Annotated in this window: 11 protein-coding genes; 2 read left to right on the top strand and 9 right to left on the bottom strand. The window is 38.5% G+C overall.

Annotation, left to right across the window (positions count from 1 at the left end):
* Positions 1 to 270 precede the first annotated feature (270 nt).
* Both RMA94_RS15605 and RMA94_RS15600 read left to right on the top strand, forming a co-directional pair.
* Positions 271 to 1,437 (top strand): MFS transporter, encoded by a 1,167-nt coding sequence (locus tag RMA94_RS15605; RefSeq protein ID WP_311083718.1) that lies wholly within the window; start codon positions 271 to 273, stop codon positions 1,435 to 1,437.
* 155 nt (positions 1,438 to 1,592) lie between these two features.
* Positions 1,593 to 2,096, top strand: coding sequence for a hypothetical protein (locus RMA94_RS15600; RefSeq protein ID WP_002115710.1), 504 nt, complete (start codon positions 1,593 to 1,595; stop codon positions 2,094 to 2,096).
* Between the two features lie 47 nt (positions 2,097 to 2,143).
* Here the strand turns inward: RMA94_RS15600 and accC are convergent, their stop codons facing one another.
* From accC to RMA94_RS15555, 9 genes are all read right to left on the bottom strand, one after another.
* Positions 2,144 to 3,511, bottom strand: coding sequence for an acetyl-CoA carboxylase biotin carboxylase subunit (accC, locus tag RMA94_RS15595; protein WP_002115704.1), 1,368 nt, complete (start codon positions 3,509 to 3,511; stop codon positions 2,144 to 2,146).
* A gap of 17 nt (positions 3,512 to 3,528) precedes the next feature.
* Complete coding sequence (gene accB, locus RMA94_RS15590; protein ID WP_000354611.1) at positions 3,529 to 3,948, bottom strand: acetyl-CoA carboxylase biotin carboxyl carrier protein; 420 nt, start codon at positions 3,946 to 3,948, stop codon at positions 3,529 to 3,531.
* 17 nt (positions 3,949 to 3,965) lie between these two features.
* Positions 3,966 to 4,421 carry a type II 3-dehydroquinate dehydratase gene (gene aroQ, locus RMA94_RS15585; RefSeq protein ID WP_078220979.1) on the bottom strand — a complete coding sequence of 152 codons (456 nt, stop codon included), beginning with the start codon at positions 4,419 to 4,421 and terminating at the stop codon, positions 3,966 to 3,968.
* 235 nt (positions 4,422 to 4,656) lie between these two features.
* Positions 4,657 to 5,982 carry a Y-family DNA polymerase gene (locus RMA94_RS15580; protein ID WP_311083717.1) on the bottom strand — a complete coding sequence of 442 codons (1,326 nt, stop codon included), beginning with the start codon at positions 5,980 to 5,982 and terminating at the stop codon, positions 4,657 to 4,659.
* A gap of 266 nt (positions 5,983 to 6,248) precedes the next feature.
* Complete coding sequence (locus RMA94_RS15575; RefSeq protein WP_311083716.1) at positions 6,249 to 8,498, bottom strand: TonB-dependent receptor; 2,250 nt, start codon at positions 8,496 to 8,498, stop codon at positions 6,249 to 6,251.
* 153 nt (positions 8,499 to 8,651) lie between these two features.
* Positions 8,652 to 9,425, bottom strand: coding sequence for an aldolase/citrate lyase family protein (locus RMA94_RS15570; protein WP_311083715.1), 774 nt, complete (start codon positions 9,423 to 9,425; stop codon positions 8,652 to 8,654).
* Positions 9,418 to 12,945: an IucA/IucC family protein gene (locus RMA94_RS15565; RefSeq protein WP_311083714.1), complete on the bottom strand. Its 3,528-nt coding sequence runs from the start codon at positions 12,943 to 12,945 to the stop codon at positions 9,418 to 9,420. The genes RMA94_RS15570 and RMA94_RS15565 overlap by 8 nt, the downstream gene beginning before the upstream one ends.
* A complete protein-coding gene (locus RMA94_RS15560) occupies positions 12,942 to 14,147 on the bottom strand; it encodes an MFS transporter (RefSeq protein WP_311083713.1) in 1,206 nt (401 codons plus the stop codon). Before RMA94_RS15560 ends, RMA94_RS15565 begins: the two co-directional genes overlap by 4 nt.
* Before the next feature lie 3 nt (positions 14,148 to 14,150).
* Positions 14,151 to 15,791: an IucA/IucC family protein gene (locus RMA94_RS15555; RefSeq protein ID WP_311084040.1), complete on the bottom strand. Its 1,641-nt coding sequence runs from the start codon at positions 15,789 to 15,791 to the stop codon at positions 14,151 to 14,153.
* Positions 15,792 to 15,851 lie beyond the last annotated feature (60 nt).

The raw sequence follows: 15,851 nt of genomic DNA, 5'->3' as shown, positions 1-15,851 counted from the left end.
TGTATTTTTACACAAGTTAACATATTGTACAAATTAAATTACAGTTCTCTTTTCTTTCTTTATTTTGTCTTATCAATCATTTAATGATTTGTATTGGAAAACAAAGTGTTAAAATTGAAAGGCTGAGATGCTCTGATATGTTTAATTGTATTTTATTCGGTGAATCTACGAATCGAAATTTGTGGATGCTTAGTAGTACTAAAGACAAATGGCTACATGCGTGACAGCTATCCCAAATTTTAACCTCATGAAAATACAAAGGTTTATAAATTGTTTCAACCACTTACTATCCAAACTCGACTTGGTGGATTCTACTTCTTTTACTATTCCATCGTGGGCACATTCATGCCTTATTGGAATTTATATCTTCAAGATCAGGGATTTAATTATCAAGAAATTGGTGTTTTATCATCAATTGCGATTGTAACTCGCTTTTTTGCGCCTTTAGTTTGGGGTTGGATTGCTGATAAATCTGGTAGGCGGATGTTGCTTGTTCGGATAGCAACTTGGATGGAATCTTGTATATGGTTTGCTATTTTTATAGTGCCAAATACTTTTCAATCAGTTGCTTTGCTTATGCTTATTTTTAGTTTCTTTCAAAATGCGATTTTAGCTCAATTTGAGGGAGTGACTTTATTTTGGTTGGGTGATCAAAAAGCTAAACTTTACGGCAAAATTCGTAAGTGGGGATCGGTTGGGTTTATTGTTGGGGTATTCACTATTGGGGCTATTTTAGAAATAGTGCATATTTCAATGCTCCCAATTTTACTATTAATTATCGCGTCTCTAGCGTTTATTTGGTCTTTCACAATCCGCGAACCTGATAGCGCGCCTACTTCCCAAAAATATTTAGAACCTTTACTTCCTGTTCTTAAGCGCCCAACAGTGGCTGCATTTTTTGCAATTGAATTTATTTTACTTTTTTCACATGCGCCTTTTTATAGTTTTTATAGTAATTTTCTGAAATCTTTGAATTTCAGTACGACTGAAATTGGATTTTTATGGGCCATGGGGGTTTTTGCTGAAATTTTTATGTTTTCAATTGCCTCAAAGATCTTTCAACGCTTTTCGTGGCGCAGTTTAGTCGTTGCGTGTTTGCTGATGACGAGTATACGTTGGATGCTAGTTGCAGTATTTTCACATTATTTTATTGGTCAACTTTTTGCGCAGTGTTTACATGCCTTTAGTTTTGGTTTATTTCACTTGATTGCAATGAGAGTTATTTTTCAAAACTTCTCTGCTGGACAGCAAGGGCGTGGACAAGCACTTTATAGCACCATGTGGGGGCTAGGTGTAGCTTTTGGTAGTGTTCTGGCTGGGCATTTCTGGAAAACTCTTTCTGGTGAACTCATCTTTATGTGTGCCAGTGTGGTTGTGCTCTTAGGTTGGTGCTTTGTAAAGTGGCTTCCGAAACAAGTCGATTCTTCTACTACCTAAGCTTGAGATCATTCAAAACAAAGAATTTATATTTAAAAAAGCAAGTAAATATAAAATTGTTTGATGACTTGTTGTGACACGTTACAGTTGAAAAATATTGTTTTTATATGGTTATGGAGCAGTGATTTTGTCAAAAAATATGCTAACTTAACTTCATGCGTTTAATGATTAATAAATCTATGAAAAATATTTATATTATTGGATTATTGTGGGCTTGTTCTGGTTTAGCTGTGGCAGAAACGGCTACTCAACAGCCAGCTGAACAACCCGTTCGGACCGCAAGTAATCCTAATGCTATACGTATTGTTACGCGCCCTGAAATTATGGGATTATGGGGAATGGAAATTCCAAATAATAAGAAATGTGTGGAATATTATAACTTTCGTAGTAGTAATGATGTAGTGATCAAAAGCGGTCAGGAATGGTCTTATGGTATTTATGAATATCAACCATCTGATGACCCTAAAGAGCAGCTAGCCGCTTTAGTAATGCAAATTAAATTTGATAATAATAAAGTAGATTGCTCTGGTCAGAAACAAGACCAAACAGGTGATGTCTCACAATATTTTGTACAGTGGAAAAACGACCATACAATCAATTTCTGTTCAACAGCTAAAGGTGAGCAGTGCTTTGCGACTTTACGTCGGGTATTACCATAAAATTATAGATATAAAAAAAGCCTCTTAAAAATAAGAGGCTTTTTTTATTATGCAGTTTCAGCTTTCTTTTCTTCGACTTGCTTTAACAAGTGTTTTTCAAGGTAATGGATATCCATTGCTTGAGAGCAGAAGCTCTTATCTTGCAAAATAAGATCTTTATGCAGAGGAATATTTGTTTTAATTCCCGTAAGGATCATTTCATCTAGTGCTTGACGCATACGAGCAATTGAAGTTTCACGGTCTTTACCATGAGAAATCAATTTAGCAATCATAGAGTCATAGTAAGGTGGAATGCTGTATTCTGGGTAGATATGAGAATCTAAACGAATACCAGCGCCGCCTGGCGCATAGAAACTTTCAATTTTACCTGGTGAAGGTAAGAAGGTTGTAGGATCTTCTGCATTGATACGGCATTCAATTGCATGTCCTTGAACTTTGATATCTTCTTGTTGAAGCTCTAGTCCTAGGCCACCAGCAATACGTAACTGTTGTTCAATAATATCGACACCGGTAACCATTTCAGTTACAGGGTGCTCAACCTGAACACGAGTATTCATTTCAATAAAGAAGAATTCACCGTCTTCAAATAAGAATTCAAACGTACCAGCACCACGATACTGCATCAACTGACATGCATGAACACAAGCTTCTAAAATATCAGCTCGAGCTTGCTCTGGTAGGTTTGGTGCAGGTGCTTCTTCTAGTACTTTTTGATGGCGACGTTGTAATGAACAGTCGCGGTCATATAAATGAATTGCATGACCATTACCATCACCAAGAACTTGAACTTCGACATGGCGAGGTTTTTGTAAGAAGCGTTCCATGTAAACGGTATCATCACCGAACCACATTTCTGCATCGCGCTGCGCTGCTTGAACTGATTCAAGTAGTGTATCTACACGCTCAACAATACGCATACCACGACCACCACCACCAGAAGCCGCTTTAACAATAAGCGGGAAGCCGATTTCTTTCGCTTCTGCCAAGGCATTGTGGATGGTTACTGCATGGTCGCAACCTGGTACAGTAGGTACGCCAGCTTTTTTCATGGCAACAATCGCAGAAACTTTATTCCCCATAAGGCGGATATGTTCTGGACGTGGACCAATAAAAGTAAAGCCTGAGCTTTCTACAATTTCAGCAAACTCAGCATTTTCTGAAAGGAAACCATAACCCGGGTGAATAGCATCAGCACCGGTAATTTCTGCAGCAGTAATAATTGCCGGGATATTTAAATAGCTATCACTACTTGCGCCCGGACCAATACATACTGCTTCATCAACAAAACGTAAATGCATCAAATCCTTGTCGGCATCTGAATAGATACCAACAGTCTTGATTCCTAATGTTTTACAAGCCCGGGTAATACGTAAAGCGATTTCACCACGGTTTGCAATTAAAACTTTTTGCAACATAGACGTCCCCGGGGTAATTACGCGCGATAACGGAATAAAGGTTGACCGAATTGGATAACTTCACCATTTTTCACTAAAATTTCTTCAATCACGCCACTTTGAGTTGCTTCAATTGGGTTCATGATTTTCATTGCTTCAATAATACCCAAAGTTTCACCAGCAGATACTGTTTGGCCTACTTTAACAAATGGTGCTTCACCTGGGCTTGGAGCAGCGTAGAACACGCCAACCATTGGAGAAGTTTCAACTGCTCCACGCGGTGTTTTTGCAACTGGTGCTTCTGCAACAGGAGCAGCCGGAAGTGCTACACCAGCCGCAGCAACGACAGGATTGCGACGAGTTAAAGCGATTGATTGATCACCTTCTTTAACTTCGATCGCTTGCAAGTCAGACTCAATCATTAAATCGATGAGTTTCTTAATTTTGCGGATATCCATGGGCGACTATTCCTAAACTAGTTTGGGTTAGATGGTTGAATTTTTTCAATAGCGTAATCGAGCGCAAAACGATAGCCTTTTGCACCTAGACCACAAATCACGCCAATTGCTTTATCAGATAAATAAGAATGATGTCTGAATGTCTCTCTTGCATGGACATTAGACAAATGAACTTCAATGAATGGAATCGCAACGCCAAGTAGGGCATCACGTAGAGCAACTGAAGTGTGGGTGAGGGCAGCAGGGTTAATAATAATAAGTTTTACGCCTTCAGTTTGTGCCTGATGAATACGATCAACAATGGCACCTTCCCAGTTGCTTTGAAAAGTATCTAATGTGAGTGAAGCTTGTTGAGCTTGGCTAATAAGTTGTTGGTTAATATCATCTAAGGTAAGATGACCATATACTTCTGGTTCGCGTTTTCCCAGCAAATTCAAATTCGGTCCATGAATCACCAAAATGGTCGAACTCATTCAGATTGCTCCAGCTCTAAAGTTGCAAATATTCTTTGCAAGATGTCTGCAAAGTTTGCTTATTATGGCATATGTTTCTACAATTTTTTTATAATTTGTTTTCATCGTCGCAGAAAGGGTATACCAAATTCGGCTTATATATTGTAAATTTTGCGATGATTTAGCAATGTTAAAAAATGACAAAATTTCAAGTAATTTAATGAAGCTTATTTTAAACTGAATTGACAAAAACAGTTCATGTATTTTGTGTAACGGCTATAGAGTTCTCTCCAATCACTAATAGCTCATTCCATCGAGTTAGATAATTTTTTGAACGGTGGCATTGTTTCATGTGCCAAGATGGATTACGGGAATGATAACCGACTTGTAAATAGTGACTACCGAATCGGTTACGAACTGTGCTGAGTGTTTGCATTAATTGTTGTCTTTGCTGAATCAACTCAAGAGGTTGCCATAAATCATCAATATGATGTTGACGAGGATGCAAACCACAAAATAAAACTCCAATCTTTATATATTTTTTATTTTCTTTATATAAAACATCTATTTGCTGCATGGCTGCTTTTGTTAATATGCATAAATCATCTGTTGCATAATTTAAGCCTATCGCTTGAGAAGATGCTTTTTTATAAGGTGGTTTATCTATTTTTTCATAAAGCATGACTTGAATGCAGGCACATAGTTGCTCTTGTTTCATTAAACGGCGATGAGCACGGTTGAGATGGAAAATAAGTGCTTGTTTAATAATCTCAATGCTGGATAAAGCTTGAGCAAAACTACGTGAAGCTAAAATTCGTTTTGTGACGATGGCAGGATCGTCAAGTTGAATACAGGATTGGCCTTTTAGCTCACGAATGGTACGTGCCATAACCACAGAAAAAGCTTTTGCTAGATGATGCTCATTGGCAAAAGTTAAGTCTAAGCATGAATAAATCTCATAACTCCGTAATTGTTTGACTAATTGATAGCCAATTCCCCAGACTTCTTTGACTGAAGTGTGTTGCATGAGGTCTTCAAGAAGCAGAGGATCTAAAGTGGTGAAATTACAAATTCTATTAAAGCTTCTAATTTTTTTAGCATAGTGATTGGCTAATTTTGCTTGAGTTTTTGAATATCCGATGCCAATACAACAGGGCAAGCTTAACCATTCTTCTAAGGTTTCTACGACTTTGACACAATAAGAATGAATATCTAGAGATTGAAGGTAAGGGGTAAGGCGAATAAAACATTCATCTATAGAATAAGCTTCTAAATCATCGGGCGAGAAAAACTCACCAAGAACTGAAAAAAAGCGACGTGACATTTCAGCATACAAAGTGTAGTTGCTTGAATAGACGTGTACACCTGCTTGAAGAGCTTCTTGTTCGATTTGATACCATGGAATACCCATTTTGATACCCATATTTTTTGCTTCTTCACTACGTGATACAACACATCCGTCGTTATTAGAAAGTACTACAACTGGTAGGCCAATAAGTTTGGGATTAAATAGTCGCTCACAACTCACATAACAATTATTAATGTCTACGAGCGCGTAAATTTCGCGGTGTGAGATTTCCATTATGATTTGCCCCATTAAAAATATTGGTAAAACTACATATTGATCTTGTTTTCATAAACACAGTGAGAGGAAGTGTTGGATGAAAAAGTTGCATCTTGAATATGTAACAAAATCAAGTTAACAAAATTTTTAGCAGAATACTAGGGTGGTTCTGTGGGTTTGCCTCAGGTTAATAATGGAAAAAATAGATAAGGAATTAATATTTTTAATAAAAAAGGAGATCGCATTGATCTCCTTTTTGTGACACATTCAATGTCAGTTTTTGATTACCATTTATGGCTATAAGAAACTTTCAGCGTTGCACCATTTGCTACTAAATGGCTAGTGTTATTACCAGATCTTAATAATTGGCTATAGAGAGGGTAGTACTTGCGGTTAAACATGTTCTCTAAACCAATCGTCACAGTGTCTTTTTTGTTAAGCGCAAAGCTACTGATTAAATCTGCTGTTGTATAAGTTTTTACATCATAGCGGCCAAAACTATTTACACCGTTTAAGCGGTAGTCTTCTGAACCGAAGTAAGTAGCTTGTAGACGATTCGTCCAAGTTTCAGTTGGACTATAAGAAACGTAAGCTGTGAGTTTTAATGGTGGAATACGGAAGCCTGTCATGTCTTGTTCTGTACCGTTTTGCGGTTTTTCACGGCCTTTCATCCAAGTAACGCTACCACCAGTTCCCCAAACATTGGAATCGTCAAGATAGTCAAAAGTTGCTTCAACACCAGTGACTTTCTCTTTCGTTCTAGTCATATCCAAACTATTACTTACTGGTTGCACAGCGCCAAGGTCAGAAGTAGAGTGGAATACAGCTAAACTTGAAGAGAAGTTATTGAAGTTTCCTTTCCAGCCTAACTCATAGTTATCAACTTTTACAGGTTCTAAGAATGACGAACCAAGGTTAAAACCTGTGCTGGCATTGCGAATGACTACACCGACATCAGGCAACTGGAAACCTTGGTTGAATGATGCATAAATCGAGTGTTGATCATTTGGAGAGAAAGTCACATTAGCATTGTATAACCATGCATCAGCTTTTACTTTTCCGCCCTCAACGGTGTAAGGGTTAGGCTTACCTAATTGTGATAATGGAACAAAGCTATCAATTTGGGCATAGCTGTCTTCATAACGCGTACCAGCTTCTGCTGACCATTGGTCATTAAAGCGGTGTTTTAACTGTACAAAGCCACCCAAACTTTGCGTGGTAAGTTCAGGTAAATAAATAAGTTTGCCAATTTTTACAAACTCTAAGCCACCAGATTGATCATAAATATCAGGATCGAAAATATCTAAAGGCATTTCGCTTTTTTCGCGGCTAAAGTCACCACCCCAAACTAGGGATGTATCACCTAAAAACTCAAGCGGTGTGGTCACAGTTAAGCGGCTACCGAGTACGTTATTTTCTTGATAAACCTGATCCACTTGTCCACCACGTGGGCTGACTTTACCTGGAGCAACACGTGCGTCAAATGGTGAAAAACGGGTAAAGAAGTCACGGTAATAAATTTGAGCATCAACTTTATTGCCAAAAAAGTCTTTATGGTTATAGGTTAAATTGTAGATTTGGTTTTCGTTTTTAGTCTGGTCTTTAAGCTTTAAGCCTTTAATGGCTTTGGCTGGTACAGTTCCGGCAGGGGTATTCTTAACACTTGTGTCAGATGCATAATCTGAGTCTTGCTCGGCATTATAGTAGTTTGCAGCAAATTGTAAGTATTGATTGTCATCAATATGATAACCAAGTTTACCACCTACGCTGTAAGCATCGGCATCATATAAATCGCCCTGACTAGGTTCAGGTGCAACACGGTCACCACTTGCATCGTACGGGCTACCAATACGTTGGTAACCAAAGTCGAGTGCATAGTCAAAAGCGTTAAAGCTGCCTGTGAAATATTGATGAATATCGCCACTTAAAGCATTAGAACGGAAATTTGTTAAAGGTGTTTGAAGCCCAACGACTGTTTTTGCTGTAGGTTCGCCACCCGCAGCTTTTGTGGTAATTGAAATAATACCGCCAGAAGCACCGCCACCATAAATTGCGTTGCTGCCTCGAATCACTTCAATGTTGGCAATGCTTTCAGGGTCAATTGCTGAAAGTCCGCGTGATGTGTCACGTGTGAGGTTCATTGGAACGCCATCGACCAAGATGAGAGCATTACGACCACGTAAAGTTTGACCGTAATCGGTAATGGTTCGGCTTGAATCTGACAGGCCCGGTACGGCTTTTGCTAAAACGGTTGCAATACTTCCAGATGAACCATTTCTTAAAAGTTCAATTTGTTTTTCATCTAGCTTGGTGACTTGTTTGGCAGAGGTAGAAAGTTCATCTGCGCGTGAAGCAGTAATTGTAATTGTCGGGAGAGCTTCGGGTTTCTTTTCTGTTTCTGTAGTTTCAGCAGGTGAAGCAGCAAAAGCTGAATTGGAAAGAATAATGGCCCCACCAAGTGAAAGGAGTGGAATGATATTTTTTACTTCAGACTTCCTCGTAAAAAGTTTGTGACTTTTTATCTTATTTCCCATTGTCTCGCCCTGAGAGTGATTTTAAATTTGTCGAATTATAAGTGAGAATGATTGTAATTCACAATATCGTTGTTGGACAAAAAATAATAAAATTTATTTTTATTAATTGTTGTGTAGAGGAAGGTGCACCCATCGCTCTACACAACTGAAAATTTATGAGATTTCTTTATAAGAATTCAAATGATTTTGATGGGCACGGCGAATAATGCTGCGGTCATCACCGAGTACAAAAAGCTGAACGGATTGTTGTTTCCACGCTGCAATATCTTCAGGTTGGCGTGGAATAGCACAGAAATGCTTTTGACTATTTTTAGTCTTTATATACATCTCTTGAACTTTTTCTTTCACTTTTGGATGGCTAGATTGCCATGGCATTCCCATTGATTGGGAAAGGTCGGCAGCACCTTCTAGAATAATATCAATACCTTCAACTTTTAATATTTCATCTAGTTGTTCTAGTCCTTCTAAGCTTTCAATCATGGCAACGACAACCGTTTCGTTTGCTGCGTGTTGAACAAAACTAGCTAAATCATCTATGCCATATCGATTTAACCTTGTCGAGTTGAGACCTCTTTGCCCAAGAGGCATATAGTGACAATAGTTCACGGCTTCTTGTGCTTGCTGAGCATTTTCTATACGCGGAAAAACAATACCCGTTACCCCTGCATCGAGCAGAGGTAGAACTAAATGGTTGGCGTTTAACGGCACCCTGACAAAGACATCAAGACTCATGGCTCTAGCGGCTAAAATCATGGTCTCGACTTGAGACGTACTAAATAAAGTATGTTCCAAGTCGATAATAATAAAGTTGTAGCCCGCAAGTGCCATTTGCTCGACATTAATTGGAGAAGCTACGGAACAAAAGATTCCGTAGAGCGTCTCGCCATTTGCTATTCGTTTCTTAAAAGAAATCGAATACTTATTCATATTCAATTTCCTTAATCAGGCTGAGCGGGTTTGGCGTGTTTTGTACTCTTAAGCGAATTTCTGGAAGGAAACGGCGGCTTGCGAGTTGTTCAATATCAATGGTGTCATCTGTAAAGTTAAACAATTCATAGCGCTCGGCAAACTCTGGGTGAGCTTCTTTGTGTTGATTGATGATAGTTCTTAACATAGTCCAGAATTTGATTTCATCGAAGTCATAATGTTCATTTAAGAAAATCGCTAACTCAGCTAGATTTACAAACCAAAGCGCATCTTGAGTAAAGTCTCTTAACTCATTTGGAGAGTGGGTTTCCAAGAACGAGTTCGGGTTAATCTTGGCGTGCTCTTTTGGCGCATCTTGTAAGTTGGGTAAAAGGTTCGGCTCACGTAAAAGATGACGACTAAAACGAATTCCATCGTGGAAATCTTTCAAAGCCGCTTTAACGGGTAAACCATTTTTATGAATTAGTACCATATTTTGTGCATGTGATTCTAAAGCGAGGCCGTGGCACCATAAAATATGCATGATTGGTAAATAAGCATTGGTAAGTAATTTTGCTAACCAGAACTCAATACCATACTCTTGGATCCACTCATCGATTAGTGGTTTTTGGTCCGTATCAACTTGCATTAGACCCGTTACAGGCGTTGCTGATTCGCCTTCTTTTAAGTAGCTGTAAATACTTTCGCGCCAAATGCAAGCTAGTGCGCCGTATTGAACAGGAAGGGCTATCGGCTGGTTAACTGAAAGACCGCCAATCTCTCTTAAAATAACAGGCTTGCGCTGTTTTTCTAAAATATGATCTTGCTCAACAATGTTATAAAGCCAGTCACTCATTTTTGCCGCATTTTGAACGGTATGTGGTGCCAATACACGAGATGTAGAGGTATTAACCAAGTTCATTGCTAATTTAAGAGAAAGTGCTGAGATATCACTAATATTTGATAAGGTTCGAATCGACTGCTGTGGTAAATACGTTGGGCCTTCAATATCTAACGGAATGATCAGTTGGTTGCTGATTGCATCTTGATAATATAATTCAACAATTTTATCCCACTGCCATGGGTGAATTGGGGTGAGGATATAATCTTTAAAATCTACATTTTGCTCTTTCAGTTGATCGTTAATGGCGTGTAGATCTTTTTCTGAAAAATGCTGTTTATAAAGCTGCTCTAAGTTAATGGTTTCGCTTAAAACCAGTTTGCATAAACTGTTATGAGTTGCCACCCATTGAACCGTAAAACCTTGAGAAAGCTCTGGTGCATATTTTTGATTTTCTTTTAAATCGAAGCCGATACGAGATTTAAAACTTGGGTGATATAAATGTGCGTTGGTGATGCGTGCTTCTTGTTCTAGGTAAGGCAAGGTTCTTAAAGGTTGAGCAGGTACTTGGCCTAAAGTTTGCGCATGCTTAACGTAAGTTAAATTGAGTTCATCATTAAAGTTTTGCCATTTAACTGGGTCAGCTTCAATAATATTTTTTAGATCGGCAAGTAATGTTTTTAAGTTAGGGCGAGTTTCAGTGCCTAAAGTAATATCAGAACGGACTAAGCTTGAAGGATCTAACTTAATTCGTTTAAAACTAAAATGTCGTTTGGCCGCGCAAGTATAAAAAACGGTATCGGAAATATAAAACTTGATCTGACCTTTAGAAAACTCGTATTTAAAAGTATTTTCAAAAATGAGTGCTTCTAATAATTGGCCCATCACGCGATTTTCCGCGAGGGTTTTATAATTGGTTTGTTGTGTTGGTTGAAGAGGGCAAAGCACTTCTGCGCCGCGATATTTATAAATAGGGTTTTCAACTTCAATCCAGATTGGGTTGCCACCACTGTGGTAGAGCGTATTTAACATATTTGCCTTGATTGGTAATGTGAGTGAATTAATTAATAAGTCGCGGTATTGCTCGCCTTTGGCGCTAAAATTTTCTTGCGTGAGCGTAAGGCGTGTGGCTTGCCAAAGTTCAGATTCTTCAATCACGGTAACTCGTGCAATTGCACTGATGAGATGAGCAATGTGATTGATCACAAGGTAATATTTTAAAAAGGTCCACGCATCTTTCTGAGAGAACCAAACGGTACTATCTTCAGAAATAGATGAGTCGTCTTCTATCATTTCTGGAACAATGCTAATGCCTTCCATATCTCGAAGAATAAGGCGATGTGGATAGCCGTTTTTAAATTCCATTAAACTGTTTTGCATGTGCGCTTCTACACTAATGCCTTTGTTTGCAAACAACTCAATTAATGGAATGAGTGAAACTTTAACGTACTGTTTCCACCAGAAAGTAATGAAGTCTTTCGCGTCTTTTGATTGTAGGTTTTGGTTGGGTGCCGCTTGCTGAATAATGCTTAAAAGCGGGATTTCATGGTTTTCATTTTCTTCAACCAAGCCACCTAGCATTCTGGTATTTTCTAATACCTCTGGCGTGAGCCCAGCTCTATAAAGGATGCCAAATGAACTTTCAAGCTCTGGAATTTTGACTGTTTTTGCCTCTAACTCCGGCAGAATCATAAGGTCTGGATATTGCTCATTAATCTTGTGATTAATAATAATTTTGCTCGCATCAATCGCGCGTTCCATTTCGTCCATTGGGTTATTACGAATGAAACTGGTAATTCGAACATCAATTGAGAGTTTTAAGAACAGATTCGATTGAGGCAACCATACTGTACGAACGGATGAGGTCGGCCATACGGTTTGACCTAAAACTCCCAGATAGATCACGTCTTGGCTGTCTAAATGTTTCTTTAAAGATGGATGTTGAAGTAAGAAATTAGCTTGCCAAGGATGGGTTGGCATTAGCTCGTAATTTGCTAAGTTTTCTTGCAAACGATCTTTTGCAGCTTCTAAAACTACATCTTCAATACGGTGAGAAGACTGTTCTTCACTTACAAGCTTTTGGATTAAAGAAGAATGAATTGCAAAGTAATGAAGTTGGAAACTTGCGCCTAACTCAGGGCTATACTTTTTCATGTCTTCTTTAGAGAAACCTAAATTGGCTTTAGAGGTTACATGAAAAGGGTGACCATATAACATGCCTTGTTCGGTTGCCTGAAAACCACTTAACGCTTTAGTTACTGTTTGGGAAGGCCTATTTTCTAAAAAGAATTTTGTATTTTCGATACTATTGGCAATATCGGAGTACAGGTTCTTATTTTGGTTTTTATCTTTAAATAAACTATTCAACTCATCTGTAATCAGCTTCACTAATTTTTTTGGGTCGGTGAGCGAGTCAAATGTATTGTCGTTTAAATTTTGCAGAATAAAACCACGTTGATATCTATGATAACCAGTGGTGGATAGATGCTGAACTGCACCATAAACAATCGTGTTAGATGCATTAAAAGTATAAGCAAAATACAGGGTGTCTGGGCACTCTGCATACAGTGTGAATAAAGGAGAATCTTGAGCTGGGATAATATGCTTTTCAAGATTTACTTTGAGTTCACGAAAGAAAGTATTCAGGTACTGTTCGAAAAGTTTATAAGACCATGCATCGGTTGTAATAATTGAGTTCATTCTTGTGCCTCTTCTAAAATTGTATCCATTAAGAATCTGTTCAAAATCACCACTAATCCCGCACCGATAAAAAATAGTGAGGTGCAGATTAATGCAGCAGTAATATTGAAAAATGAGTAGGTGAGCGTGATCGTGATTGGGCCAATAAGTTGTCCTAAGACAAAGGCACTGTTAGAAATACCAATCACTTTTCCTTGGCTTTGAGCGCCGGCTTTTAGAGAAATTGTGTGCAAGATCGAAGGAATAAGGGCTGCAAAGCAGAAGCCTTGTATGAGTCGTAATACAAGAATCAGCCAGAGATTAGAAACCCAGATCAATGCGAAAATCGTGATGCCGCAAATTAAAGATGCGTAAATGAAGTTATTAAAAGAATCTCCTTTATCATCATTTCTTTTTCCCCAATAGGTTGCAGCAATAAATGCTGCTCCCCATGAAAGCGCATGAATTGTTCCCGTTAAACTCGCAGCAGATAACGATGAGTGAGTGCTTTGGCTTATTTCACTAATGTATAAAACAAAGCATGACACCAAACCAAAGCCGCCCGCTTGAACCAAAATGCCGGCGCTTAACCATGAAAAAATCGTTCTATCAAAGAAAGCTGGAAGCTTAGATTTCTCTTTGGTTTTTGTGGTTTCGATTTTAACGGGATTGGTTAATACAAATGACGCAATCACAATGAGTGTCATCACAACAAATGCTGTCGTGTTGAGTAATACTTCAACCCGCCATTGATCCATAAATATCCCGCCGAGCACGGGACCACATAGGCAAGCTAGCGCAACACTACTTTGTAGTTGCCCAAAAGCGGCACCACGTTGTTGTTCATTAGAAAGATATGAAACGTAAGCATTTAAAATCACGGAAAGACTGCAAAAACCGAGTAAAATTCGCGCGAAAATAAACAGGTATAAATGCTGGGCGCTCGCCATGAGTAGTATTGAAATACAGAAACCAGCCAGAGAAAGTAACAAGGCTTTTTTATGGCCGAATGTGTCGGATAGGTGACCCACAATCGGTGCTGTAAATAAGCTGCCAATGGCTGGAGCCGCGAGTGCCAAACCTGCCCAGATAGTGGGAGCACTCATATGCGCCGTCAGTTTTTCCATATAGAGCGGCATGATCGGAATAAGCACCATGAGCCCGAAAGTAGAAAAAAACTGACAGAGCAAAATAATGAAATGATCTAGGCGAGATGAGCGCATGATTTAGATATCCATGGTCTCATAGCTAGAAACAGATAAGCTCTGATAAGGATTTGGCGTAGTTCCGATCTTACTTGGCATACCTGTTGAGTCGCTTTCTTGCGCAAGTAAAGGCGTAAGTAGCTGTTTGAATGGCCAAGTCTTATTGTCAAAAAGATAGGTTTGAATTTGAGATTTTGTTCGTTCTGAAATGGGTTGGGTTTCTACAAAATCTTGAATAATGTCTTGAACCATCTCCCAAAAATCGCTTTCTGTACGATCCGTATATTTCAAGGTAGCTAAAGCAATCGGGTAGAGATTAATTTGAATCCCTAAGGTAATGAAGTAATTAAATAAGTCTTCATTTTTAGTAAAGATAAGATTGTTCGGTGTACTCGTGTCAATGGTATAAACCGGAGGTGTAAAACCACTTTCTTCAATGGCTGTGGTACATATTCTTAAGGTATCGTGGTCACGCAAAATAAAGCATTTCAACTTATTATTTTCATAACACACCATGGTGTTTTGCCCGTGACATTCAGGCATGATGCCTTTTGCCCAAAGGGTTAAGAATGTTTGAATAAAATGAACACTTAAGTCTTTTAGTAATGACCATTTGTCACCTTCAATACCTAAAGTTTCCCAAGGGTCAACGTAGGTACAGCTTAAAGCTGACATAGTGATTGGCGTGACGTTTTTGTCTTGGCAAAAGTCCGGTAAATGTCGGACTTGGCAACCAATTACACCTAAGTTTTTTATAATCGGCTCTTGTTTACCTAGTACCCACCAATGTGTTTCATTACTCAAAAAGAGACGTTTTTTTAATAAAGCAGTTTCATTAATGACGTCATTTAAAAAATCATAAGCCGTATGACCATTCATTAAATAACGGCCTGGCATAGAGCGGATTGCACCTAATGTTTTGGCATTGGTTGAAAGTTTTAAATGCAGAGTCGGGTTTGTGTTGTGAATAAGAGTTCTTAAAGAAGAAGTCGGTAAACCAATTGTGGTGAAATGGTTTAGGTCAATACCGTCGTACTTATTTTCTTCAAACTTTAAATAGCGATGTTGCGTCTCTAACAAAGGCAGGGCTAAGTAATCATCTGAAAGCTGAGCCATTTTGTCAGCAATAAGACTTTCCTCAACTTCTGATAACAGAAGCTCTTTGTGAGGAATCGACTTCATATTATTAATCACGTCATCTTTCTTAAATGCCCACCAGTGCACCTCAATTTCTTTTTGAGTTGTGAGTGGTGCAAGTTCACCTTTTGAGTGAGCGAACGGATGAAATGGACGATCAGCTACCAACGATAGCAATTCACTAGTAATCAAAGGCGAAGAAAATGAAAGTGCTGACTGCAAAATTTGAGGAATTCTTTCAGCCGTTACTAAGTTATCTAGCCAATAATTAATCGCTTTTTGATGGTGTGGAGATGGCCACCAAGTTGCTTGGGTTAAATAGTTAAAAACTTCAGAAATAGAAATTTTAGAAGTTGTATTGCTCAACACGTTATGAAGAAAAACTTCGGGTTGGGTAACATAGAAAGGATTTACACCATCTACTTTTAAACAGCTGAAATAGAGTTCCAACTCATCATTGAGAGTAATTGCCAGATAAGGCTTTTTATAGGAAATATGATCTTTAAAATCTCCATAATTCTCCATGTAGAGTGCGTCTATCGTTTTTTGTAGTTGTGCTGTGTAAATCCGATCTAACATTTTAGT

Source organism: Acinetobacter sp. V115_6 (genome assembly GCF_031799025.1).
Taxonomy (GTDB): domain Bacteria; phylum Pseudomonadota; class Gammaproteobacteria; order Pseudomonadales; family Moraxellaceae; genus Acinetobacter; species Acinetobacter pittii.
This window is presented reverse-complemented; position numbering and strand designations above follow the sequence as displayed.

What these genes read in the sequence shown, in the direction of transcription:
- RMA94_RS15600 (WP_002115710.1), top strand. Translation starts at nt 1,593, where the DNA reads ATGCGTTTAATGATTAATAAATCTATGAAAAATATTTATATTATTGGA.
- accC (WP_002115704.1), bottom strand. Translation starts at nt 3,511, where the DNA reads ATGTTGCAAAAAGTTTTAATTGCAAACCGTGGTGAAATCGCTTTACGT.
- accB (WP_000354611.1), bottom strand. Translation starts at nt 3,948, where the DNA reads ATGGATATCCGCAAAATTAAGAAACTCATCGATTTAATGATTGAGTCT.
- aroQ (WP_078220979.1), bottom strand. Translation starts at nt 4,421, where the DNA reads ATGAGTTCGACCATTTTGGTGATTCATGGACCGAATTTGAATTTGCTG.
- RMA94_RS15580 (WP_311083717.1), bottom strand. Translation starts at nt 5,982, where the DNA reads ATGGAAATCTCACACCGCGAAATTTACGCGCTCGTAGACATTAATAAT.
- RMA94_RS15575 (WP_311083716.1), bottom strand. Translation starts at nt 8,498, where the DNA reads ATGGGAAATAAGATAAAAAGTCACAAACTTTTTACGAGGAAGTCTGAA.
- RMA94_RS15570 (WP_311083715.1), bottom strand. Translation starts at nt 9,425, where the DNA reads ATGAATAAGTATTCGATTTCTTTTAAGAAACGAATAGCAAATGGCGAG.
- RMA94_RS15565 (WP_311083714.1), bottom strand. Translation starts at nt 12,945, where the DNA reads ATGAACTCAATTATTACAACCGATGCATGGTCTTATAAACTTTTCGAA.
- RMA94_RS15560 (WP_311083713.1), bottom strand. Translation starts at nt 14,147, where the DNA reads ATGCGCTCATCTCGCCTAGATCATTTCATTATTTTGCTCTGTCAGTTT.
- RMA94_RS15555 (WP_311084040.1), bottom strand. Translation starts at nt 15,791, where the DNA reads ATGGAGAATTATGGAGATTTTAAAGATCATATTTCCTATAAAAAGCCT.